Origin of the sequence: Candidatus Poriferisocius sp. (assembly GCF_965219775.1) — a bacterium.
In the GTDB taxonomy this organism is placed as follows: domain Bacteria; phylum Actinomycetota; class Acidimicrobiia; order Acidimicrobiales; family Bin134; genus Poriferisocius.
In genome coordinates this window covers 2,131,674-2,154,403 of record NZ_OZ244793.1, presented here as the reverse complement: position 1 = coordinate 2,154,403, position 22,730 = coordinate 2,131,674, and the positions used below count along the sequence as shown (strand labels likewise).

Below are 22,730 nucleotides of genomic sequence, written 5' to 3'. Positions count from 1 at the left end.
GCGGGTTCTGCGTAGCCGGGGCTGGCCGGGCCGGTCGGGCTCGGGGCCGCCTTGGCCGGGGCTCCGGCCAACCTCCGTTGGTCGGGGTCAGCCGGAAACGATGCGGGACTCAGAATCCGACGACCAGTAGCGGTCCCGCAGGAGCCGCTTCATGAGCTTGCCGTTGGGGTCACGGGGCAGCGACGGGTCGAAGTCCACGGCGCGGGGGCACTTGAAGGCGGCCAGCCGCTCGGCGCACCAGGCCATCAACGCAGCCTCGGTGTCGCGGCTCGCCCCTGTCGGGTCGATGAGTTGGACCACGGCCCGCACCTCCTCACCCAGGTCGTCGTTGGGCACGCCGACTACGGCCACGTCGGCCACGTCGGGGTGGAGGATCAGCACGTCCTCGATCTCCTGGGGGTAGATGTTGACCCCGCCGCTGATGATGGTGTGGGCCACCCGGTCGGTGAGATACAGGTAGCCCTCGTCGTCGAGCCGGCCGATGTCGCCCAGGGTCCGCCAGCCCTGGGGGTGGGTGGCGGCCGCGGTGCGCTCGTCGTCGTTGTGATACCGGAAGTCCCGTCCGCCCTCGAAGTAGACCACGCCGATCTCCCCGGTGGGCAGCTCGTTTCCGTCGGGGCCGACGATGTGGACCGGCGACAGGGGCCGCCCCACCGAGCCGGGGTGGGCCAGCCAGTCCTCGGAGGTGATGGCGCTGTGGCCGATGTCTTCGGTGCCGGCGTAGTACTCGAACAGGATCGGCCCCCACCACTCGATCATCTGCCGCTTCACCTCCACCGGGCAGGGGGCGGCGGCGTGGATGGCCAGGCGCAGGCTGGACAAGTCGGCCTGGGCCCGGACGCTGTCGGGCAGCTTCAGCATCCGGGAGAACATGGTGGGCACGAACTGGGCGTGGGTCACCCGGTGGCGACCGATCAGGCGGAGACACTCGGCCGGGTCGAACCGCTCCATCAGCACCACCGTGCCGCCCACCCGGTGGACGCTCATGCAGAACACCAGCGGGGCCGAGTGGTACAGGGGGGCGGGCGACAGATACACGCTGGTGTGGTCGATGCCGTAACCCGCCATGGCCCGGGCCGTCTGCACCGCGGGATTGTCGGGGTCGCCGATGGCGCTTTGGGCCACGGGCTTGCGAATGCCCTTGGGTCGCCCGGTGGTGCCCCCGGAGTACACCATCTCCCGGCCCTCGCCCTCGTCGGGGATGGGCGTGGTGGGCATGGCCGCCGCCGCGTCGGCCACCGCCTCGAAGATTCCCACCTCGGCATCGCCGGTGGTCAGGCGAACGGGAACCCGGCCGAGGTCCAGGTCGGCCACCGCCGGGGCCGTGCGGTCCGACACCACCACGGCGGCGGCGCCGCAGTCGTCGAGCACGTGCTGGATCTCCGCCGGGGCCAGGTGGTGATTGATCGGGGTGTGGATCAGCCCGGCCAACTGGGCGGCCCACAGCACCGGCAGGGATTGCGGAGTGGTCTCCGAGACGATGGCCAGGTGGTCGCCCGGCGCCAGCCCCCGGGCCCGCAACAGGTGGGCCAGTCGGTTGGCCTGCTCATCGAGCATCCGGTAGGTGATCGTCTCGCCCGTCCGGCCCATGATCACGGCGGGATGATCGGGTGCGCTTCGGGCGAACCGTCGAGGATGCAGCATTTCCGAATCCATCGGGTGGACACTACCGGCGAGGCACCATGGCGGCCGGGCCACCGGGCAGGGGCCGCCCCCACCGGGCAGGGGCCGCCCCGGCCGGGCAGCGTTCACGGCGGGACACACCACTACAGTGAGGCCGGATTCCAGACAGCAAGGACAACGAGGGGGAGCGCAACCATGGTCGGCGGTTCGGTGAGTTACTGGCGAAGGGGTTCGGCCCGTGTGGCATGAGGAGCGGCTGCTGATCGACGGGGAGTTGCGGGCCGCCGACGGAGGGGGCGTGTTCGAGACGGTGAACCCGGCCACCGAGGAGGTGTTGGGGGTGGCCGCCGACGCCACCGAGGCCGACGCCCAGGCCGCGGTGGCCGCCGCCCGCCGGGCCTTCGACACCACCGACTGGGCCCAGGACCACGAGTTCCGGGCCCGGTGCCTGCGCCAGTTCCACGCCGCCCTGGAGGAACAGCTCGAGGAGATGCGGGCGCTGACCGTGGCCGAGGGGGGCTCGCCGGTGATGCTCACCCACGGCGGTCCCCAGCTCGAGGCCCCGGTGGCCTCGGTCAAGTGGGTGGCCGACATGATGGACGGCTACCAGTGGACCGAGGATCTCGGGGAGGTCGAGGCCTACGGGTCCAACCACCGTCGCTGGATCGAGCGGGAACCGGTGGGGGTGGTGGCCGCCATCACCGCCTACAACTTCCCGGTGCAGCTCAATCTGGCCAAGCTCGCCCCGGCGTTGGCCGCGGGCAACACCGTGGTGCTGAAGGGCGCCCCCGACACCCCGTGGTCGGCCCTGGCGCTGGGTCGGCTCATCGCCGAGCACACCGACATCCCCCCCGGCGTGGTCAACATCTTGAGCTCGTCGCAGCACGCCCCCGGCGAGGTGCTGACCACCCACCCGGACGTGGACATGGTGACCTTCACCGGCTCCACCGCCACCGGTCGGCGGATCATGGCCGCGGCCAGCGCCACGGTGAAGAAGACCTTCCTGGAACTCGGGGGCAAGAGCGCCTACGTGGTGCTCGACGACGCCGACATCGCCTCGGCGGCCACCATGAACGCCTTCATGGTGTGTACCCACGCCGGGCAGGGGTGCGCCATCGCCACCCGGTTGGTGGTGCCCGCGGCCATGGCCGACGCCGCCGCCGAGGTGGCCTCGGCCACGCTGGCGTCGATCCCCTACGGCGATCCCACCGACCCCAGCGTGATGATGGGGCCGCTCATCAGCGCCCGCCAGCGCGACAAGGTGGACCAACTGGTGTCGACCGCGGTGGACCAGGGGGCCACCCTGGCCGCCGGAGGCCGCCGCCCCGACCACCTGCCCACCGGCTACTACTACGAGCCCACCCTGCTCACCGGAGTGGGCGAGGACGACCTGGTGGCCCAAGAGGAGGTGTTCGGCCCGGTGCTGGCCATCATCGGTTACGAGGGGGGAGACGACGAGGCGGTGCGGATCGCCAACAACTCCATCTACGGGCTGTCGGGGGCGGTGAGCAGCGCCGACCCCGAACGGGCCCGGGCGGTGGCCCGACGGATCCGCTCGGGAACCATCAGCGTGAACGGCGGCCTGTACTACGCCCCCGACGCTCCCTTCGGGGGTTACAAGCAGTCGGGCATCGGCCGGGAGATGGGCGTGGCCGGGTTCGAGGAGTTCCTGGAGATCAAGACCCTGGCCGAACCGGCCGGCACCTAGTGGTTCTGCCGGTTGCCGGTGGGCGTTTCCGGGCAATGAGGGGTCGCCGGTCGGCGGTTAGGAGCGAGGGCGGACAATGACCGGCCGCCGGTCGCCTGTGAGCAGCGAGGGCGGGTGGGCCGGTATTCCCGACATGGCCCAGCAGGCCGCGGCCCGCTTCGGGGACGCCCCGGCCATCGTCGAGGGCAGTGCTGCCGGTGATGTCGAGGGCAGTGTCGCCGGCCAGAGCGAGGGCAGTGCCAACGGCCGCCGGGTGGTGACCTACGCCGAGCTGGGCCGGCGGGCCGACGAGGCGCAAGCCGCCATGATGGCCGCCGGTGTGGAGCCGGGGGATCGGGTGGCCGTGTGGGCGTCCAACCGTTCGGAGTGGGTGGTGGCCGCCTTGGGGGTTCACGGCGCCGGGGCCGCGCTGGTGCCGGTGAACACCCGGTTCAAGCCCCCCGAGGCCGCCGACATCTTGGCCCGCAGCCGGGCCAAAGTGCTGGTGGTCGAGGCCGGGTTCGCCGGTATCGACCCGGCGGGGCTGTTCTCCGTCGGCGGCGTCGATTTGGCCGGCCTGCAGCAGGTGGTGGTGTTGCCCACGGCTCAGCCGGGCGGCTCCGGGCTCCGGTTTGATCGGGCGTCCTCGTGGGCTGACTTCCTGGCCGTGGGCCACCCGGTGTCCGAGGAAGAGGTGGCGGCCCGTCGCCAAGCGGTGGAACCCGACCACGTCAGCGACATCTTGTTCACCTCGGGTACCACCGGCGCCCCCAAGGGGGTGATGATGACCCACGGCCGGACCCTGCGGCAGTTCTCCGACTGGTGCGACTTCGCCGATCTGCGGGAGGGCGACCGCTATCTGATCGTCAACCCCTTCTTCCACATGTTCGGCTACAAAGCCGGATGGCTGGCCTGCCTGTTGCGGGGGGCGACGCTGTACCCGGTGCCGGTGTTCGACGTGGACCGAGTGCTGGGGTTGGTGGAGACCGAGCGGATCACCGTGCTACCAGGACCGCCCACCGTGTACCAGGCGATGCTCGACCACCCCGGTCGGGCCGGCCGGGACCTCTCCAGCCTGCGGGTGGCCATCACCGGGGCGGCCGACATCCCGGTGGCGTTGATCCGCCGGATGCACGAGGAGCTGCCCTTCGAGCGCATCTGCACTGGCTACGGGCTCACCGAGGCGGGCACCTGCACCGGCACCCGGCCCGGCGACGACCTCGAGACCATCGCCACCACCGTGGGCCGGCCCATGCCCGACCTGCAGGTGCGGGTGGCCGACGGCGGGCAGGAAGCCGACCTGGGCACCACCGGCGAGGTGCAGGTGCGGGGGTACAGCGTGATGGCGGGCTACCTCGACGATCCCGAGGCCACCGCGGCGGCCATCGACGCCGACGGGTGGCTGCACACCGGCGACCTGGGGACGATGGACGACCGGGGCTACCTGCGGATCACCGGACGGCTGAAGGACATGTTCATCGTGGGTGGGTTCAACGCGTACCCGGCGGAGATCGAGAACATGCTGCTGGACCATCCCGACGTGGCCCAGGCCGCGGTGGTGGGCGTGCCCGACGAGCGGCTGGGGGAGGTGGGCCGGGCGTTCATCGTGCCCCGATCGGGTGCCGAGGTCGACCCCGACGAGGTCATGGCCTGGTGCCGGGAGCGGATGGCCAACTACAAGGTGCCCCGCTCGGTGGTGCTGCGGGACTCGTTGCCCCTGAACGCCACCGGCAAGGTCATGAAGGACGAGCTTCTGGCCGGTCGCTGAGGGGGGCGCCGAACCGCTGCTTCAGCTCCCGCCGCAGGGTCTTGCCCGAGGGCAGTCGGGGGATGGCGTCCACCACGTGGACGGATTGGAGTTGCTTGTAGGAGGCCAGGGTGTCGGCCACCAGGGCCTGCAGCTCGCCGACCGTGGCCTCGGCGGCCGTGGACTCGGTGGCGGCATCGAGTTGCACGGCGGCGGTCACCGCCTCGCCGGCTGCGGGGTCGGGCACGCCGAACACGGCGCAGTCCACCACCGCGGGGTGGCCCAACAGCACCGCTTCCACCTCGGCGGGGGCCACCTGGAATCCCTTGACCTTGATCATCTCCTTCACCCGGTCGGTGATGTGGAGCCACCCGTCGGGTTCCAGCCACCCCACGTCGCCGGTGCGGTACCAGCCGTCGGTGAAGGCGTCGGCGTTGGCCTCCTCCGGCAGGTAGCCGGCCATCATGGCCGGGCTGCGGGCCTGGATCTCGCCCACCTCACCGGGCGGCAGCACCGCCCCGGTCTCCAGGTGGGCGATGCGGATGTCCACGTCGTGGACGGCCATGCCGGGGGAATCCAGCCGCCACCAATCCGGTCGGTGTACCGGGTTGGAGGTGATGACCGGTAGCTCGCTGGCCCCGTAGGCGGGCAGGAAGCCGACGCCGGTGCGCTCGGTGACCCGCCGGGCCACGCTCTCGGTGACCGGGGTGGCGCCCCACATGATGTAGCGCAGCGACGACAGGTCGTAGGCCTCCAGGTTCGGATGGTTGGCCATGGCCAAGGCGATGGGGGCCACCGCCATCTCCAGGGTGATGCGGTCGTCTTCGATGGCGCCCAGCATGGCGTCGAGGTCGAATCGGGGGTGCAGCCGCACCGACGATCCTGCCCACACCGAGGCCAGCAGGTTGAGCAGGCCGAGGATGTGGAACGGCGGGGTGGTGATCTGGAAGCGGTCGTCGGGGGTCAGGCCCAGCACCGATCCCCACTGGACGGTGGCGGCGCCCAGGCTGGCGTGGGTGTGGCGCACCGCCTTGGGCAACCCGGTGGTTCCCGAGCTGAACATCAACACCGCCTCGGTGGTGTCCCAATCGGGGTGCCAATCGGGGTGCCCGCCTGGGTCGAGGGCGGCCGTGTCCCCCTGATCGACGGCCCCTTGGTTGACTGCCAAGTCGGCCACCGCGGGGCCGTCGTCGAGGTGGAGCACCCGGTCGGCCAACGGCGTCGGGAGGCGTTGGTGGGTGTCGCCATCGGTGATGGCCAGCACCGGCTCGGTGAGGTCCACGGCGTGGGCGGTCTCGGCTTGCTTCCAGGCCGAGCTGATCATCACCGCCGACGCGCCCAGTTCGAGGATTCCGAAGACGGCGGTGAAGAACTCGGGCCGGTTGGAGGCCATCACCGCCACCCGCTGGTCGGCCCCCACCCCCCGCTCGGCCAACAAGCGGGCAAAGTCGCCGGATCGGCGGTGAAACTCCCGGTAGGTCACCACGTGGTGCTCGAACCGGAGGGCCGCTCGGTCGGGGTAGCGTTCGGCTGCCGAGGCCAGCAGGTGGTGGACGCCGGAGCCCCGGGGGTACTCCAGCGGGGGGAACAACGACGACACGGCGGCCCGCAGATCAGAGCTAGCCGGGCAAGCCCTTGCCCTCGAGCTCGGGGTCGAGGGGGAGGTCGAAGCAGTTGAAGGCCACCGCCAGGGTGTCGTAGGCCCCCACGGTGAACAGCAGGTCCATGATCTGGCGGGTGTCCAGCGAGTCGGCCAGCTCGTTCCAGGTGGGGTCCGACCAGGTGCCGTGGTGGTGCAGTTCGTCCACCGCCCGCAGGATGAGGGCGTCCTCGGGGGGCCAGCCGTCGAGGGGTTCACGGGTGATGCGGTCGATCTCCTCAGGAGTGATGCCGACTTCGACGGCGGTGGCCGCGTGCTGGGCCCACTCGTATTCGCTGCGGCGCAGCCACGCCACCCGGAGCACCACCAACTCGCACGTCCGCTCCGACAGGGTGTTGAAGTAGAGGAGGTGGCGGTTGAACGTCAAGAAGGCCTCGGCCAACTCCGGGTAGTGGGCCAGCACCGACAGGGCGTTGGCCGGACGCCGGCTCTGCTGTTTGCGGTCGGCCTTGCGTCGGTCGTAGGTCGAGCCCGGCGGGGGGCGCATGGGTTCCATGGCCGCCATGGCCTCCGGCGTCCACTCGGGCAACGCCAGCGGGGCAATTCGGGGCCGGGGTTCGGGGCCAGGCCGGGGCTCACCCTGGTCAGTTGGGTCGGTCGCGTCGCTCACCCGATCCTCCTCGGACGCCTGTGGCGCAAAGCCTGCGGCGATGGTAACCGACCACGGGCTCGTCGAGATCAAGGGTCCAGGTCAGGGGTCGAGATCAACCGGCGAACTCGGGCCCATCCCCGTCGTCTGCTAGGAACAGTGCCGTGGTTGAAGACGCCGTAGACGTTGCCGACGTTGTTGAGGTCGTGGACGAGGGGTTGCCGTGCGCCTGGGGCTGATGGTCGGCCCCGAGCGGCGCCGGTACGCCACCAAGACGGCCCGCATGATCGAAGCGGCCCAGCAGGCCGAGGCGGGTGGCTTCTCGTCGGTGTGGATTCCCCAGATCCCCGACGAGTTCGACGCCATGACCGCCGCCGCCCTCATCGGGGCGGCCACCTCGACGGTGGAGGTGGGCACCGCCGTGGTGGTGGCCCAGACCCGTCATCCCATCGCCCTGTGCCAGCAGGTGCTTTCGGTGCAGTTGGCCTGTGAGGGGCGGTTCGCCCTGGGGCTGGGTCCGTCGCACCACTGGATCATCGAGGACATGCTCGGGCTCGCCTACGACCGCCCCGCCGCCCAGGTCCGCTCCTACCTCGACGTGTTGGACCAAGCCCTGGCCGGTCCGGGCCCGATCCGGGTGAAAAACGAGCACTTCGCCATCGACAACCCGCTGGACGTCACCGACCAGCCCGCCACGCCGGTGCTGTTGGCCGCGCTCGGTCCGGTCATGTTGAAGCTGGCCGGGACCCGCGCCGACGGCACCGTGCTGTGGCTGGCCGACGAACGGGCCATCGGCGAGTACATCGTCCCCCGGATCACCGCGGCGGCCACCGAAGCGGGCCGTCCCCCGCCCCGGATCGTGGCCGGGGTGCCGGTGTGTCTGTGCCGGTCCGATGAGGTGGACGCGGCCAAGGCCCGGGCCGAGCGGCTGCTGGCCGAGGCCGAGGTGTCGCCCAACTATCAGCGTCTGCTGGATCGGGGCGACGCCGCAGGCGTGTCGGACATCATGGCCGTCGGCCCCGAAGACGCCGTGCGGGCCCGGCTCCGGTCATTCGCCGACGCCGGCGTCACCGACTTGTCGGTCCGGGTCCTGCCCGTCGGAGACACCCGCGAGGAACTGATTGTCTCCAGCGCCCGCACCCGAGAGTTCCTGGCCTCGGAGATCTCGGGACCGCAGCCGGTCGTCGGCCAATACCCCCCTGCCGTCCCGCTGAGGTCAGGCCGTCTGGCTCCAGTCAGGCGGCGGCGGGGATCTGGTTGAGGGGGTTCATGCCGGGGCAGCCCTTGGCCCGTTCGGGGATGTCGTCGTAGTCGATGGGGGTGGCCACCTCGGCCTTGGTGGGGCAGAACTGCCGGGCCAACGGCGCCAAGGCGTCCAGGTCGAACCCGTACACCTCGGCGGCGTTGGTGGTGAGGATGCGGGTGGTCTCGTCCTCGGTGAGGTTGGCGAAGGTCAGCCGCAGGTGCTCCCGGGTGTGGGGGTGCGAACCCTCGATGTGGGGATAGTCGGACCCCCACATGATGCGGTCGGTGCCCACCGAGCGGGTGAGCAGAGCCTCCGACGGCCGTAGGAACGACGCCCCGATGTAGCACTGGCGGGCGAAGTACTCGCTGGGGGTGAGCGACAGGTCGGCCACCGCGATGCCGCCGAACACCGACTCGGACCCGTACTTGGAGTGGCGCATGCGATGGCAGAAGCTGTCCAGCTTCTCCAGGGTCTCGGGGACCCAGGCGGTGCCCGTCTCGGTGGTCACGTACCTCAGGTCGGGGTAGCGCTCGAACACCCCCGAGAAGATGAGGTGCCACAGGGCCCGCTGGGTCCACCAGGTGGCTTCCAGGATGAACATGGCCAGCGAGGCCGGGAAGTGGTTGCCGTAGTTGGGCGATCCTCCGCCCGCGTGGTGGTTCAGCGGTAGGCCCGCGGCCGCGGTGGCCGCCCAGATGGGCTCGTACGACTTGGAGTAGAGCGGCTCGAACGGCGAATCGGGCGGGGCGCCGGGGATGAGCACACCCCCCCGCAATCCCTGCTCGGCGGCCCACTCGATCTCCTTGACCGAGCCTTCCACGTCGCCCAGGAACACCTGGGCGATGCCCGCCCGACGCTCGGGGGCCTGGCTCACGAAGTCGGCCACCCACCGGTTGTGGGCCCGCAGACCGGCCCAGCGGTGCTCGAAGTTCTCGGAATAGGGCGGGGCCTCGAAGGCGGTGGCCGCCGGAGGGGCGAAGGGGGGCTGGGTGTTGGGAAACAGCACCTCGGCGATGAATCCGTCGGCCTCCTGCTCCGCCAGGCGGCGGGGCGACGACCAGTTGCGGTGGCCCCACACCTCGGGGTCGCCGTCCACCCCCACCTCCATGGGTGTTCGCTCCATGTCGGCGAACATCTCCTTGCGACGCTCGTTGTGGTCCTCGATGAACCGGGCCCACTCGTCGAACTCGTCGTGGTAGCGAGACTCCAGGTAGGGCTTGTAGTCCCACAGGTCGGCCCCACAGTGGGTGTCGGCGCTGATGACGATGTGATGATCCATCGGGATGCCTCCCTTTGCCTCGGTCTGGTACGTCGATCTGGTGCGTCTGTTTGGTGCCTCGGCCTGGTGCCTCGGTCCGGCGGCAGACTATGGGCAGGTTAGTTGCGGACGTCGACCACCACCCGGCCCCGGATGGAACCGGCCAGGATGGCGGCGGCGGCCTCGGGTACCTCGGCCAGGCCGATGGTGGCCGTCATGGCGTCGAGCTTGGCCGGGTCGAGGTCGTCGGCCAGGCGATTCCAGGCCTCCGCCCGGCGTGCGGCGGGCTCGTACACGCAGTTGATGCCGGCCAGGGTCACGGCCCGGAGGATGAACGGGGCCACCGAGCTGGGGAAGTCCATGCCTTGGGCCAGTCCGCAGGCGGCCACGCACCCGTGGGGCTGGGTCTGGGAGACGACGTTGGCCAGGGTGTGGCTGCCCACCGTGTCGATCCCGCCGGCGAAGCGGGCCTTGCCCAGGGGCCGAGCGGGCTCGGAGAGCTCGTCGCGGTGGATGAGTTGGGCGGCGCCCAGCTCCCGCAGGTAGTCGCCCTCGGTGTCGATCCGGCCGCTGGAGGCGACCACCTCGTAACCCAGCTCGGCCAGCACGGCCACGGCCACGCTGCCCACGCCCCCCGCCGCCCCGGTCACCACCACCGGCCCGGCATCGGGGCCGATGTCGTGCTCCTCCAGGGCCAGCACGCACAGCATGGCGGTGTAGCCCGCGGTGCCCACCGCCATGGCCTGATGGGCGGTGTAGGCGTCGGGCAGGGGGGTAAGCCAGGCGCCCTCCATGGCCGCCTTGGTGGCCATGCCCCCCCAGTGGGCCTCGCCCACGTCCCAGCCGTTGACGATCACCCGGTCGCCGGGCGACCAATCGGGGTCGGAACTCTGGGCCACCGTGCCCGCCAAGTCGATCCCCGGCACCATGGGCCAGGTGCGCACCACGGGGGCGCCGTTCACGATGGCCAGGCCGTCCTTGTAGTTCAGGGTGGAACACTCCACGTCCACGATCACCGGCCGGTCGGGCAGCTCGGCATCGTCGAGTTGGGTGATGGCGTGCGACCGGTTGCCGTCGTCGTCGCGACTGAGCAGGAGGGCGGTGAACATCCCGTCAGCCTTGCAGAACCACCGGCGGCCCCGGAATTCCTGTTGGTTGGTCGGCGCGAACGAAGCGCGCCGGGGCTTCTGCTCCTTGTCCGGGATCCCCAGGGCAACCGGCCCTTAGCCCAACACGCCCTCGTCCTGCAGTTGGGCGATCTCGGTGGCGGTGAGGCCGGCCACGTCGCGGAGCACGGCGTGGGTGCTGGCCCCCAGGGTCTCGGCGGGGGCCTGGTCGGTGTCGGCCCGGGAGAACTTCACCGGGAACGCGGGTCCCATCCAGCCGGTGGGCTCCTCGGAGTGGGGATGCAGCAGCGGGACCAGGGCCTTACGGTGCCGGATTTGGGGGTCGTCGGCGGCGTCCGCGGCCGCGGTCACCGGGCCGGCCGGAACCCGGATGGCGTAGAGCCGCTCGAGGGCCTGCTCGGTGGTGCGGGCCGCCATCCAGTCGGCCACCTCGTGGCAGAGCTCGGCCCGGTGGGTGGCCCGCTGCGCCATGGTGGGGGCCAACGCCAACAGGTCGGGGCGGTCCATCTCCTCGGTGAGGCGTTCGTACTGGGCGTCGGAGGTGATCACCAGGGTCACCCAGCCGTCGGAGGTGGCGAAGGTGTCCAGGATGCCCCGGGGGTCGCCGTTGCCCATCCGGTCGGGCAGTCCCTGTCGGCGGTAGTGGTCCAGGGGTTCGTCCCACAGCATGGCCACCAGGCCGTCGAGCATGGCCACGTCGATGTACTGGCCCCGGCCGTCGATGTCGCGCTGGCGCAGGGCGGCCACCACCGACAGGGCGCACAGCGCGGCCGGGAACTGATCGCCCACGGTGGCGCCCGCCTTGACGGGCGGTCCCTCGGGGAAGCCCGACTTGGCCATCAGCCCCGAGCGGCCCTGGATGATGAGGTCCATGGAGGCCAGATCGGCGTCGGGGCCGTCGGGGCCGAAGCCGGTGATTGCGGCGTAGACCAACCGGGGGTTCACCTCGGCCAGGGCGGCGTAGTCCAAGCCCAAGGCGGCCATCACGCCGGGGCGGAAGTTCTCCACCAGGGCGTCGGCGTTGGCCGCCAGCCGTCGGAAGACCTCGGCCCCCTCGGGCCGGTTCAGGTCGAGCACCACGCTGCGCTTGCCCCGCCCCTTGCGGAGGTAGCTGATGCCGATGTCGTCGGGCCCTAGGGCCTCGGATTGACCGCCCGCGGGCCCGACCCAGGGGGGAATGCGCCAGGTGACGTCGCCGCCGGGCGGGTCGATGCGGATGACCTCGGCGCCCAGCGAGGCCAGCATCCACGTACACACCGGCCCCGACACCACCCGGGTGACATCCAGCACCCGGACTCCCTCCAGAGGTTTCATCCCCTCTTGCCTATCATTCCGGCCCGGCGTCCCCCGAAGCCGCAACCCTGATGGGCAAACCCTGAGGGACATACCTGATAGACATAGGAGCCGTGGCCAAACACCCCTTTCACGACGTGGCCATCGTCGGGATCGCCAACTCCGATCAGGCCCGAGTGCTCGAGGGCCACGATTCCATGACCATCACGGTGCAGGCGGTGCAGCGGGTGTTGGCCGACACCGGGCTGTCGCCCGCCGACATCGACGGTGTGGCCGCCGGTCCGTTCAGCGGCCCCCTCACCTACTACATGCGCAACGGCCCGGCGTGGCGGCACTACATGACCCCGTCGATCCCCATCCTGTTGGACGCCGCCTCGGCCATCGCCACCGGCCAATGCCACACCGTGCTGGTGGCCCACGGGTCGGCGGGCATCTACACCGAACGGGCCTCCACCGCGCCGTGGACCCGGCCGGCCAACGAGTTCGTGGTGGCCTACGGCATGTTCACCGCCGCCGAGTTCGCTCTCATCGCCCAACGCCATATGCACACCCACGGCACCACCCCCGAGCAGCTCGCCACCGTGGCCGCCACCGTCCGCAACAACGGCCACGCCCACCCCGAGGCGGTGTATCACGGGCGGGGGCCGTTCACCCCCGACGACATCCTGGCCTCCCGCATGGTGGCCGACCCGTTCCATCTCCTGGACTGCGCCATGACCTCCGAGGGGGCCTGCGCGCTGATCCTCACCACCCGGGAGCGGGCCCGAGACCTGCCCACCAAGCCGGTGTACATCCTGGGCGGGGCGGGCGACAGCTTCGGCCCCTCCTACCAGCATCCCCCGTCGTGGGATCTGGCCGGTCCCAACGGCGAGAACAACGGCTACGTCGGTCGGTGGGCAGCGGCCAAATCGTTCGCCATGGCCGAACTCGGCCCCCACGACGTGGACGTGTGCGAGTTCTACGACCCGTTCTCGTTCGAGATCATCCGCCAGTTCGAGGCCTACGGCTTCTGCGGGGAGGGTGAGGGGGGCGAGTTCATCATGGACGGCCGCATCGGTCCCGGCGGCCAGTTCCCGGTGACCACCGACGGGGGCACCATGTCATTCAGCCACGGCGGGGCGGCGGTGCAGCAGCTCCAGCGGGTCATCCGGGGGGTGGAGCAGCTCCGGGGCACCTGTGTGTCGGCCCAGGTGCCCGGTGCCGAGGTGGCCATGTGCTCCAACGGCGGGGCCGGCGCCCTGTTCACCGACGTGATGCTGCTGGGAACGGACACGCCGTGAGCGAGCTGCTGCAACCCCAGTCGCCGGGCATTCCCCTCCCGGTCCCCACGGTGTACTCCCAGCCCTACTGGGACGGCTGCCGGATCGGTGAGCTGCGCTACCAGCGGTGCCGACAGTGCCAGGCCATCACCATGGACCCGGCCCCGGCGTGTTCGGCCTGCTTCTCCCCCGACCTGGATTGGGAGGTGAGCACCGGGCACGGTGAGGTCTATTCCTGGACCACCGTGTGGCGACCCCAGACCCCGGCGTTCAGCGTGCCCTACGTGGCGGTGATCGTGGAGCTCGACGAGGGGTTCTGGCTGTTGGCCAACCTCATCGGCTGCCCGGTCGACGCCGTCCACGTCGGCATGCGGGTCAAAGCCACCTTCGTCCCCATGAGCGACGAAATCACCCTCCCCTACTTCGAACCCACCACCACCCCCTAGGGAGTAGCCCCCCTAGGGAGTAGCCCCAGCACGGTCTTCCGGCAGGGAGTTGAAGGCCGACGGAGGCTGTGGCTGCGTGAAGGCGCCGATGATGTCACCAGTGTTCGGTAGCGTTGACCACGCTCACGGGGATCTCCCCAGTTCTGCTCATTGATTTTCCCCACTTCTGAGGGTCCACCTGTTGGGGTGGAGCCCCCTTTCATGCTGGCGGTTGCGACACCGAGTCAGCGACGAGAAGGGGTCCTGCCGCAATGTTGTTACCGGAGGAAGACGTGGAGATCACATCGTTGAGGAAGCAGGGTTGGTCGATCTCGGCCATTGCCCGTCATGTTGGTCGGGATCGCAAGACGGTGCGGGCCTATTTGAGTGGGGAGCGGGTACCGGGTGTGCGCGGCCGGGCCGAGTCGGATGTGTTCGACCGGTTCGAGCCGTACGTGGCCCAGCGGTTGAGGGATGATCCGCATGTGCGGGCCACGGTGTTGTTCGCCGAGGTCGTCGGGCTGGGGTTCGAGCGTTCGTATCAGACGTTCACCCGCCAGGTTCGGAACCGGGGGCTGCGTCCGCATTGCGAGCGGTGCGCGTCGAGCAATGGGCGAGCGCACGTGGATATCGAGCACCCGCCTGGGGAGGAGATTCAGTGGGACTGGTTGGAGCTGGATGACACGCCGTGGGGTGTCAAGGCGTTCGTGTTGGTCGGGGCTCTGTCGTGTTCGGGGAAGTTCCGGGGCTGGTTCTCCGACTCCGATGACCAGCCTCATCTCATTGTTGGTCTTGACGAGGTGCTGCGGCGGCTGGGTGGCACTGCGAAGCGTTGGCGGGTGGATCGGATGGCCACGGTCATCAACCCGCAGAGCGGCCAAGTCCAACGGAGTTTCGCTCCGGTCGCGAAGCATTACGGGGTGGGTGTGGACCCGTGTCCGCCCCGTCACGGGAACCGCAAGGGGGTGGTGGAGAAGGCCATCGACTACCTGACCCAGTCGTGGTGGAGAACTGCTCGTGTCACCACACCGGCCGAGGCTCAGGCGGGCCTGGACGCGTGGTGCGCGGCCATGGCCGATGCCCGCCGCCGTGACGGCTCGACCGTTGCTGAAATCGCCGAAACCGAGCCGTTGTTGGCGTTGCCGCCGGTTCCGTTCCCCGCCGAGGTCATCGAGGTCCGCACCGTGGCCGCGAACGCGCTGGTGTCGTTGTGGGGCAACCGCTATTCGGTCCCACCCGGCCTCGTCGGCGCGCAGGTGCAGATCCACTGGCGTGTCGGCGAACCCACCATCGGTGTGCACGCGAACCGCCGGCAGGTCTGTTTGCATCGGCTGGCGCCGCGTGGCGCCCAACAGACCGTCCGGTTGCCCGAGCACACCGAGGCGTTGGAGAACGTGGTGCTCGGGGCGTTCAACACCGACAAGCCCTGTCGCCGCAAACTGAACCGGCCACCAACCGACGCTGCGTTGGCGTTGGCTGCGGAGCTGATCGGCGAAGCGGCCGCAGCCGATCCGGTGATCGACCTCGACGTTTACCGGCGCCTGGTCGAAGGGGATCTCCGATGACCAGAAGCGAGACCATCTATCAACAGGTCCGGACCCATCTCACCTACCTGAAGCTCGGGGCCATCGCCGAGGCCCTGCCCGGCGAACTCGACGAAGCAGCCAACCAGAAGCTGACCCACACCGAGTTCTTGGAACGCCTCTTGTCGATAGAGGTGGACGCCACCGAAGCCCGCCGCCACGCCGGCCGGATGCGGTTCGCGAACTTCCCCGCACCATGGCGACTCGCCGACTTCGACTTCGACGCCCAACCCTGCATCGACCAGGCATTGATCCGGGACCTCGCCACGTGCCGCTACACAGAAGACGCCACCAACGTGTTGTTCATCGGCCCGCCCGGCGTCGGCAAGACCATGCTCGCCATCGCCCTCGGACACGCAGCCGTCGACGCCGGACTCCGCACCTACTACACCACCGCAGCCGATCTCTCCGCCCGCTGCCGCAAAGCCGCCGTCGAAGGACGCTGGGCCAACACCATGCGGTTCTTCAAAGGCCCATCAGTGCTCATCGTCGACGAACTCGGCTACCTGCCCATGCCCGCCGAAGACGCCAACGCCTTGTTCCAAGTCATCTCCCAGCGCTACCTCAACGGCTCAATCATCTTGACCACCAACCGAGGCGTCGCCTCCTGGGGAGAGATCTTCGACGACACCACCATCGCCGCAGCCATGCTGGACCGACTCCTGCACCGCTCCGTCGTGTTCAACATCACCGGCGACAGCTACCGCATGCGCACCCACCGGGCACGAGCCCGAAAACTCGCCGACGCAACAACCGCCACCTACAATCCACACACCACCAGGGTGGGGAATTTCGATGAGCAACCCTGGGGAAATTCAGCGAGCGGCGTCAGCGTGGACGCTCATGGAGTTACAGGGATGTAGCTTGGGCAGTGGCGACGACTGGGACAACGATGGTGGTGACGACGGAGCCAACGGCAGAGACAGAGACGACGACGGACAGGGCCGAGTGAACCGGGCTTCGCAGATGACGTTGATGGATGTGACCACGCCGGAGACGGGAGGGATGCCCGACCCTGGTGGGGAGTACGGAGAGGTGTTCACTCGGCGATGGGTCGTCGAATTGATCCTCGATCTGGTGGGCTACCGAGCGACCGAGGACTTGGGTGCCACCACCATCGTTGAGCCCTCGTGTGGACAGGGCGCCTTCCTTGTCCCGGTGGTGGAGCGGCTCGCCGAGGCTTGCGATCGCCACGGTCGGTCGCTTCGGGATATGGACGGGGCCATCCGGGGCATCGACTTGCTCGAGCACAATGCCGATTTCACGAGGAAGGCGGTGCTGGACAAGCTCCTCGAACTGGGTGAACCCATCGATGTTGCCGAGCGCCTGGCCGGGGCGTGGGTCAACAGCGGGGACTTTCTCCTGACCGACCATGGTGGCTGGGAAGCCGACTTCGTGGTCGGCAACCCGCCCTACATCCGCCTCGAGGATGTGCCGACCGACCGGCGCGAAGGGTATCGCCGGGAGCTGTCCACCATGCGCGGTCGGGCCGACATCTTCGTCGGCTTCTTCGAGCGAGGTCTCTCGCTTCTTCGTCCCAACGGTCGGCTCGGGTTCATCTGCGCCGACCGTTGGATGCGCAACCAGTACGGCGAAGGGCTCCGTTCCCTGGTTGCCGGCAACTACGCCCTCGACGGTTTGGTGGTCCTCCACGACGTCGATGCCTTCACGACTCTGGTGGCGGCGTATCCCGCCATCACCGTGTTACGCAACGGTCCCCAGGGCCCCGCCAAGGTGACGGACACGACGGCGGCTTTCGGACCTGACGATGCTGTGGCGGTGGCGGAGTGGATGTCGGTTGCCGACGCCGATCCGCCCCTGGGCAAGGGCGCCTTCCGAGCCGCCGAACTGCCGACCTGGTTCTCGGGAGGAGGACACTGGCCGGCGGGAGCACCGTGCGACCTCGAGCTGATCGCCCATCTGGAAGAGCACTTCGCCCCCCTTGAGGACGCACGAACCGGCACGCGAGTCGGCATCGGCGTGGCCACCGGCTGCGATGAGGTCTTTTTGACGACCCAGGCCGAGGGAGTCGAATCGAGCAGGCTGCTGCCATTGCTGACCGCCGCCGACATTGCCGGTGGCACGCCGGACTGGGGTGGCCGATACCTGGTCAACCCCTGGCAGGACGGGGAGCTCGTGGCGTTGGCCGACTTTCCCGGTCTGGCCCGATACCTCGAGTCCCACGGCCGGCGCGTCCGGGCTCGCCACGTGGCGCGGCGGTGTCCGAGCAGATGGCACCGGACGATCGACAAGGTGGATCCGAGTCTCCGGGCGCGTCCGAAGCTCCTGCTGCCGGACATGAAAGCAGCCGCTCACCCGGTGCTGGAGCATGGACAGTTCTACCCCCACCACAACCTCTACTTCGTGGTGTCCGAGCACTGGGACCTCGAAGTCCTCGGCGGGCTTCTGCTGTCCGACGTGGCCAATCTCTTCGTCGGCGCCTACTGCGTCAAAATGCGAGGGGGCACCTACCGGTTCCAGGCTCAGTACCTGAGGAAGATCCGGGTACCGGACCCCGAAGCCATCCCCGATTCGGCGAGCGAAAACCTCCGAGCTGCCTTTCGCGCCCGGGACCGAGCAGCCGCATCCGCAGCCGCCTGGCCCCTCTACGGCGTGGATGCCAATACCCGAGTGCTACAGCGCCCGACGATGTCGAGGGAGCATTCGTGACCACACGCGTCCCGGACTACGAGAGTGCCTTTGCTGCGGCAATTCGCGACTTCTGGAACATCAAGGCCAGACAACAGTCGGCCGCCGACCTCGTAGGCCGCACCGACAAGGGGACCAGCGGTTCAGTCCGGGCCGGCAAGCACATGTCGCCGTTCGAGGCGCTGATCCGCCGAGTCGTGAAGGACGCAGGCATCGATCCCGATCCGGCCCCGAGCGACACCATGTATCTGCCCGGCTTCTACCGGGAGACCAAGGCCTGGGATGTGGTGCTCCAGTACAAGGGCCACGCACTTGCCATTGTCGAGGCGAAGTCCCAAGGCACGAGCCTGGGGAACAACTTCAACAACCGGGTGGAGGAAGCCATCGGTCAAGCCGCCGACGTCTGGAAGTCCCACGAGAGAGGACTTCTTGTTTCCGGCCTCAGGCCGTGGGTTGGCTACCTGATGATCGTCGAGGAGACAACAAAGACCACTGAGCCGAAGCACCTCCTCGCCGGAAAGTCAGTGCCCGATGGCATGAAGGTCGACCCGGTCTTCGACGGGATGAGCTACGCCGAGCGCTACGCCACCGCCTTCGAGCGCCTCGACCAGGAGCGCATGCTCGATGCCACTTGCGTAGCCATCACCAGCGGCGCCGAGGCATACAAGTATCCCAACCAATGGCTCTCTTTCAATGGCTTCGCCGCTCAGCTTTGGGGCCGATGCCAACACGTCAAGGCTGTGGTGGGCTGAGTCTCCCCCTATCCGGGAGGCTCCGGCAGCCTGAGGGCGAAGCAGCTCAGGTGGTGGTCGGGGTGCCCGTGGTCAGGAGAGCGAGACGGTTTCGGGGGCTCTGGCCGGATTCGGTGGTTGGTCGCAGGGTTCGGCTGGCCGAGACAGCTTGTGGCGGCGTCGCTTGTGGTAGGCGTGTTGGTGGTCGGCGCGGTGGGCTCGGCGGTGGCACTTGGGGCAGAGCAGGACCAGGTTGTCGATGTTGGTGGGTCCGCCTTGTTCCCAGGGGAGGATGTGGTGGATGTCGCAGGCCTGGGCGGCGAGGCCGCAGTCGACGCAGTGTTGGTCTCGGGCGAACAACGCCATCCGTTGGGCTTGGTTCGGGGCACGTTGCGTGCGGCCTAGGTAGAGGGGTTGGCCGTCGGCGCCAAAGATGGCGGGGATGATGTCGGCGTCACAGGCCAGGCGGCGGAGTTCCTCCACTTCGATGGGGGTGCCGTCGATCAACTCGGCGTCTTGGAGCACCCCGTAGATGGGGTCGTACTCGGCGGTAACCACCAACACCGTCTTCTGCGGGGCCGGCCCGTCCACCACAGGATCGGCGGGTTCGGTTTCGGGGTTGTCCTGGGGCTGCTCGGACCCGTCGTCCGCGGATGGCAGGGACAACCCGTTGGCCGGTTCGCTCCCGGCAGCCTCTGCCTTGGTTCGGCCCGCGGGTTGTTGGGTGATGAGGGCGACGAGGGCATCGGCGTTGCGCTGATCGAAGTTGCGTTCGTCGCCGTTTCGGGCGTCGTGGTGCAGCAGCCGGGTGCTCATGGCGGCCATGGCAGTCTTGACGCGTTGCCCGGCGATGGCGTCGAGTTCGGCGTGGAGGATGACCATGTCGTCGTCCCCGTCGAACACCCTGGCTGAACGGCGTGCCCGCTGGCGTTCGGTGCGGGACAACCCGTCGATGGAGGCCCGTTGGTCTTCCCGGGTGGCGAGGGTCTTCTTGAACTGGTCGCAGTCCTGACGCATGGCCTCCATGATGAGCTCAACATGCTCGCCGTCGGCCAGGGGGGCTCGGGCGTGGGAGGCGGAGATCATCTCGGCGTGGTCCATGCTGATGTATCCGTCCCGGGTGGCCCCCAGCACTTCGGGCAACGCCCGTAACCCTGAAGCGACCTTGGCTTGGCGGCGGGCCTTGCGGGACTTCAGGCCGAACTGTTGGCACACCGCGAACATGGCGTCCTCGCCTTCGAGGTCGCCCAGACGGCCCAACACCCCGGCCAGGTACCCATCGAGCTGACGGCGGGCCACATCACCCTGCAACGCCAACTTGATCACATCCGACGTTCCCAGCTCCGAGTAATCCTTCAACTCAAAATCAGCAATGACTGCTGTAGGCGCACCGCAAGAACAGCAATCCCCGGTTGCTGCAGCTACATCAGATGTCTCGGCAGAAGCACCAAAGTCCATACCTGTCATTGTACCGACCAGGGTGACAACATCCCCCCTGATTTATGAAGAAATCCCAGATTTTGAAAGAAGGACTGCAATCGAGTCAGAGTCTTGACGTCGAGGCTGGGGCAGAGGGACGTAGGAGGTCAATCAAACTGGAGCGGCCATCGAGTTCGCGACGGCAGTGTTGTACTTCTCGCTGCCAAGCCATACTTCCACGTTGGGGTCCAGGTGGCGTTGCACATTCGTGACCAGCCGATGCACTGTATTTCCGCAAGTTCCTCGTGGTAGAACTCCGAGAAGCTGTTTGCTGGTCGCCTCCAGGAGGAATGGCTGCCAGAGATGGCGATCGATGGCTGCCATGTGGACCTTGGTTGGGCCGCGGCGGGTGAGATAGCCACCGACCCGAAATCGACTTGTGCGCCTCTGCAGTCCAAGTTCAACGAAGCGGTCGAAGGTTGGTACGTCGAGAGGTTGACCGAATCGAATCGTGACCGGGGCACCCTTGACGGAGTAACCATCTACCCCAGCGTCGCTCAAATCCACCCAGAGCTGCTCTTCAGCGCGTTCTGTGGCCCTCTGGTAGAGCCCCACCACGAGTGTGACCATTGAGCGATGCTCTACGAAGGAGTCGCTCCTGTTGGTGGCGCGACCGTCATAATAGAGGAGGTGCCCGCCACGCCCGCTGCTCGGCATTTGTAGCTGGACCAGAGAGTGAAGCGGATCATAGAGCTTCAGAAGAGCATCCAGTTTTGCGTTGAGAACTGAGAGTCGCTCTGTGAGAGTCACCTTAGATCGGCGACGTTCAATGAAGTCTTGACTCATGCCATCGTCTGGGTCGCTGTCTTCCGTGATGTCCGCATGATCGATTGTATCGTCTATGCTGCCTGTCGCTTCGTACCTTGCTTCGTGCTCGAAACCGAGACGAACGTACCGGTGGTCAGGTGTGTTCCTCTGGACATATTTCCAGAGCTCGAAGAGAATGGGTGAGGACAGCCAAAGGCGGTCCAGCCAGGCATTGCTGTCGACTGTCTGTCGAACCCACTTGTTGCTCTCGTCTGAGGCAAGCGTGGTGTAAAGAACTGGGTGCCGGTCGCTGAGAGCCTCCAGCAGTCCAACCACTTCGCCGTCGTGGGTCGAGTCCTCGACCCGAAACATCGTGTCGTCCAAGCGGTAGAGCTGGACGTGCCCGGGAAACACCGAAGCCAGATCGGGTGTCTGGTGGTCGTTTCTCGCCGTTTCGAGCATGTAGGTCTTGATGAGTGTTCTCGTAGGCTTGCCGTTCTGAAGCGCGTCAACCGTGGGGAGAGCGAAGCCCTCCAGGTGGTCCACGTACTCTTCACGTGACTGGAGACGTGGCAGGTAGCCGAGGTCGGATTCCATGACCTACCCATGGTACGCGCGGAAGCGACAGCTACCCAGCGGAGAACCGGCGCGCCCAACCACCCGGCCACTGCCACTGAACCGCGGTGAGTGGGTGGGGGAGGAGGGGTGCGGCTGCTTGCTGGTGCCGTACAGTGGGGGGAGTGACGGGGGGCGGTGTCGCAACACCTTCATGCAACTGTCATACCTCCTTCGTAGCATCGTGCGGCGTGGAGAGATCCAGGGAGCAAGCGGCTGTGGCTGATCGGTCGGGGATTGAGTGGACGGAGGTCACGTGGAATCCGACCACGGGCTGCGACAAGACTTCGCCGGGTTGTGACAACTGCTACGCGATGACGCTGGCCAAGCGGCTGCGGGCCATGGGCCAGGCCAAGTATCAGAACGATGGTGACCCACGCACCAGCGGACCAGGATTCGCTCTCACCACGCACGAGGGCACCCTGGAAGCGCCTCGTCGGTGGAGGTCGCCGAGGCTCATCTTTGTCAATTCGATGAGTGACCTGTTCCACCCCGAGGTTCCACTCGGCTTCATTCAGCGAGTGTTCGAGGTGATGGCCGAGACGCCGCAGCACACTTACCAGGTGCTGACCAAGCGGTCGAAGCGGCTCGCTGCCGTAGCGGACGACCTCCATTGGCCGTCGAACGTGTGGATGGGGGTGAGCGTGGAGTCGCGCCGCTACGCCTTCCGCCTCGATCACCTCCGGTCGGTGAACGCGACCGTGCGGTTCGTTAGCGCCGAACCCCTCCTCGGCCCGCTCTCTGACCTCGACCTTTCGGACATCGACTGGCTCATCGCCGGGGGAGAGAGCGGCCCCAACGCCCGCCCCATGGAGGAGGCCTGGGTCCGCGATCTCCGCGACCAGTGCGGAGAGGCAGGTGTCGCCTTCTTCTTCAAGCAGTGGGGTGGCCGCACCCCCAAAGCCAGAGGCCGAACCCTCGACGGCACCCTCCACGACCAAATGCCCGCGTCCCTCGTCGCATGGGGCTTCGGGCCTGCACACTTTTGGGCCGAAGATCGCTGAATCAACGG

Annotated in this window: 18 protein-coding genes; 10 read left to right on the top strand and 8 right to left on the bottom strand. The window is 68.2% G+C overall.

Translation table 11 applies throughout. The annotated features are described in order from the left end of the window. Positions 1-87 precede the first annotated feature (87 nt). The gene (locus ACOQPQ_RS09565) at positions 88-1,656 is read right to left on the bottom strand and encodes an acyl-CoA synthetase (protein ID WP_420639212.1); all 1,569 of its coding nucleotides are present in this window, start codon (positions 1,654-1,656) and stop codon (positions 88-90) included. A 205-nt stretch (positions 1,657-1,861) separates the two neighbouring features. On the opposite strand from ACOQPQ_RS09565, the gene ACOQPQ_RS09560 reads away from it, so the two are divergent. Both ACOQPQ_RS09560 and ACOQPQ_RS09555 read left to right on the top strand, forming a co-directional pair. Beyond that, entirely contained in the window at positions 1,862-3,331 is a 1,470-nt protein-coding gene (locus ACOQPQ_RS09560; protein WP_420639211.1) for an aldehyde dehydrogenase family protein, read from the top strand. 97 nt (positions 3,332-3,428) lie between these two features. Next, a complete protein-coding gene (locus ACOQPQ_RS09555) occupies positions 3,429-5,078 on the top strand; it encodes a FadD3 family acyl-CoA ligase (RefSeq protein WP_420639210.1) in 1,650 nt (549 codons plus the stop codon). Here ACOQPQ_RS09555 and ACOQPQ_RS09550 read toward each other — a convergent pair. Next, a complete protein-coding gene (locus tag ACOQPQ_RS09550; protein ID WP_420640387.1) occupies positions 5,047-6,600 on the bottom strand; it encodes a class I adenylate-forming enzyme family protein in 1,554 nt (517 codons plus the stop codon). The genes ACOQPQ_RS09555 and ACOQPQ_RS09550 overlap by 32 nt on opposite strands. 76 nt (positions 6,601-6,676) lie before the next feature. Next, complete coding sequence (locus ACOQPQ_RS09545) at positions 6,677-7,327, bottom strand: carboxymuconolactone decarboxylase family protein (RefSeq protein WP_420639209.1); 651 nt, start codon at positions 7,325-7,327, stop codon at positions 6,677-6,679. Positions 7,328-7,529: 202 nt separating this feature from the next. Between ACOQPQ_RS09545 and ACOQPQ_RS09540 the strand changes: the two genes are divergently transcribed. Next, on the top strand, positions 7,530-8,567 hold the full coding sequence (locus ACOQPQ_RS09540; protein ID WP_420639208.1) for a TIGR03564 family F420-dependent LLM class oxidoreductase: 1,038 nt from the start codon (positions 7,530-7,532) through the stop codon (positions 8,565-8,567). On the opposite strand, the gene ACOQPQ_RS09535 is transcribed toward ACOQPQ_RS09540, so the two are convergent. The 3 genes from ACOQPQ_RS09535 to ACOQPQ_RS09525 all read right to left on the bottom strand — a co-directional run bounded on the left by ACOQPQ_RS09535 (position 8,542) and on the right by ACOQPQ_RS09525 (position 12,251). Further along, positions 8,542-9,831, bottom strand: a complete 1,290-nt coding sequence (locus ACOQPQ_RS09535) for an amidohydrolase family protein (RefSeq protein ID WP_420639207.1) — start codon at positions 9,829-9,831, stop codon at positions 8,542-8,544. The two genes, ACOQPQ_RS09540 and ACOQPQ_RS09535, sit on opposite strands and share 26 nt — an antisense overlap. Before the next feature lie 98 nt (positions 9,832-9,929). Continuing rightward, complete coding sequence (locus ACOQPQ_RS09530; protein ID WP_420639206.1) at positions 9,930-10,919, bottom strand: MDR family oxidoreductase; 990 nt, start codon at positions 10,917-10,919, stop codon at positions 9,930-9,932. A gap of 114 nt (positions 10,920-11,033) precedes the next feature. Further along, entirely contained in the window at positions 11,034-12,251 is a 1,218-nt protein-coding gene (locus ACOQPQ_RS09525; RefSeq protein ID WP_420639205.1) for a CaiB/BaiF CoA transferase family protein, read from the bottom strand. Between the two features lie 176 nt (positions 12,252-12,427). On the opposite strand from ACOQPQ_RS09525, the gene ACOQPQ_RS09520 reads away from it, so the two are divergent. From ACOQPQ_RS09520 to ACOQPQ_RS09495, 6 genes are all read left to right on the top strand, one after another. Continuing rightward, positions 12,428-13,510, top strand: a complete 1,083-nt coding sequence (locus tag ACOQPQ_RS09520; RefSeq protein ID WP_420640386.1) for a thiolase family protein — start codon at positions 12,428-12,430, stop codon at positions 13,508-13,510. Further along, positions 13,507-13,935 (top strand): Zn-ribbon domain-containing OB-fold protein, encoded by a 429-nt coding sequence (locus tag ACOQPQ_RS09515; protein ID WP_420639204.1) that lies wholly within the window; start codon positions 13,507-13,509, stop codon positions 13,933-13,935. Before ACOQPQ_RS09520 ends, ACOQPQ_RS09515 begins: the two co-directional genes overlap by 4 nt. A gap of 251 nt (positions 13,936-14,186) precedes the next feature. Then, on the top strand, positions 14,187-15,479 hold the full coding sequence (gene istA, locus ACOQPQ_RS09510; RefSeq protein ID WP_420639203.1) for an IS21 family transposase: 1,293 nt from the start codon (positions 14,187-14,189) through the stop codon (positions 15,477-15,479). Then, the gene (istB, locus tag ACOQPQ_RS09505) at positions 15,476-16,360 is read left to right on the top strand and encodes an IS21-like element helper ATPase IstB (RefSeq protein ID WP_420639202.1); all 885 of its coding nucleotides are present in this window, start codon (positions 15,476-15,478) and stop codon (positions 16,358-16,360) included. The genes istA and istB overlap by 4 nt, the downstream gene beginning before the upstream one ends. 103 nt (positions 16,361-16,463) lie before the next feature. Then, positions 16,464-18,167 carry an Eco57I restriction-modification methylase domain-containing protein gene (locus ACOQPQ_RS09500; protein WP_420639201.1) on the top strand — a complete coding sequence of 568 codons (1,704 nt, stop codon included), beginning with the start codon at positions 16,464-16,466 and terminating at the stop codon, positions 18,165-18,167. Next, positions 18,164-18,898 carry a PaeR7I family type II restriction endonuclease gene (locus ACOQPQ_RS09495; RefSeq protein WP_420639200.1) on the top strand — a complete coding sequence of 245 codons (735 nt, stop codon included), beginning with the start codon at positions 18,164-18,166 and terminating at the stop codon, positions 18,896-18,898. Before ACOQPQ_RS09500 ends, ACOQPQ_RS09495 begins: the two co-directional genes overlap by 4 nt. 72 nt (positions 18,899-18,970) lie before the next feature. Here the strand turns inward: ACOQPQ_RS09495 and ACOQPQ_RS09490 are convergent, their stop codons facing one another. Together ACOQPQ_RS09490 and ACOQPQ_RS09485 are read right to left on the bottom strand one after the other, a co-directional pair. Beyond that, positions 18,971-20,236: a DUF222 domain-containing protein gene (locus tag ACOQPQ_RS09490; protein ID WP_420639199.1), complete on the bottom strand. Its 1,266-nt coding sequence runs from the start codon at positions 20,234-20,236 to the stop codon at positions 18,971-18,973. Between the two features lie 231 nt (positions 20,237-20,467). After that, the gene (locus ACOQPQ_RS09485) at positions 20,468-21,700 is read right to left on the bottom strand and encodes a hypothetical protein (protein WP_420639198.1); all 1,233 of its coding nucleotides are present in this window, start codon (positions 21,698-21,700) and stop codon (positions 20,468-20,470) included. Positions 21,701-21,936: 236 nt separating this feature from the next. Between ACOQPQ_RS09485 and ACOQPQ_RS09480 the strand changes: the two genes are divergently transcribed. Further along, entirely contained in the window at positions 21,937-22,722 is a 786-nt protein-coding gene (locus ACOQPQ_RS09480; protein WP_420640385.1) for a DUF5131 family protein, read from the top strand. Positions 22,723-22,730 lie beyond the last annotated feature (8 nt).

Bases quoted from the DNA above. Each gene is read 5' to 3' on its own strand.
- ACOQPQ_RS09565 (WP_420639212.1), bottom strand. From the start codon at position 1,656: ATGGATTCGGAAATGCTGCATCCTCGACGGTTCGCCCGAAGCGCACCC.
- ACOQPQ_RS09535 (WP_420639207.1), bottom strand. From the start codon at position 9,831: ATGGATCATCACATCGTCATCAGCGCCGACACCCACTGTGGGGCCGAC.
- ACOQPQ_RS09530 (WP_420639206.1), bottom strand. From the start codon at position 10,919: ATGTTCACCGCCCTCCTGCTCAGTCGCGACGACGACGGCAACCGGTCG.
- ACOQPQ_RS09525 (WP_420639205.1), bottom strand. From the start codon at position 12,251: ATGAAACCTCTGGAGGGAGTCCGGGTGCTGGATGTCACCCGGGTGGTG.
- ACOQPQ_RS09520 (WP_420640386.1), top strand. From the start codon at position 12,428: ATGACCATCACGGTGCAGGCGGTGCAGCGGGTGTTGGCCGACACCGGG.
- istA (WP_420639203.1), top strand. From the start codon at position 14,187: ATGTTGTTACCGGAGGAAGACGTGGAGATCACATCGTTGAGGAAGCAG.
- istB (WP_420639202.1), top strand. From the start codon at position 15,476: ATGACCAGAAGCGAGACCATCTATCAACAGGTCCGGACCCATCTCACC.
- ACOQPQ_RS09500 (WP_420639201.1), top strand. From the start codon at position 16,464: ATGACGTTGATGGATGTGACCACGCCGGAGACGGGAGGGATGCCCGAC.
- ACOQPQ_RS09485 (WP_420639198.1), bottom strand. From the start codon at position 21,700: ATGGAATCCGACCTCGGCTACCTGCCACGTCTCCAGTCACGTGAAGAG.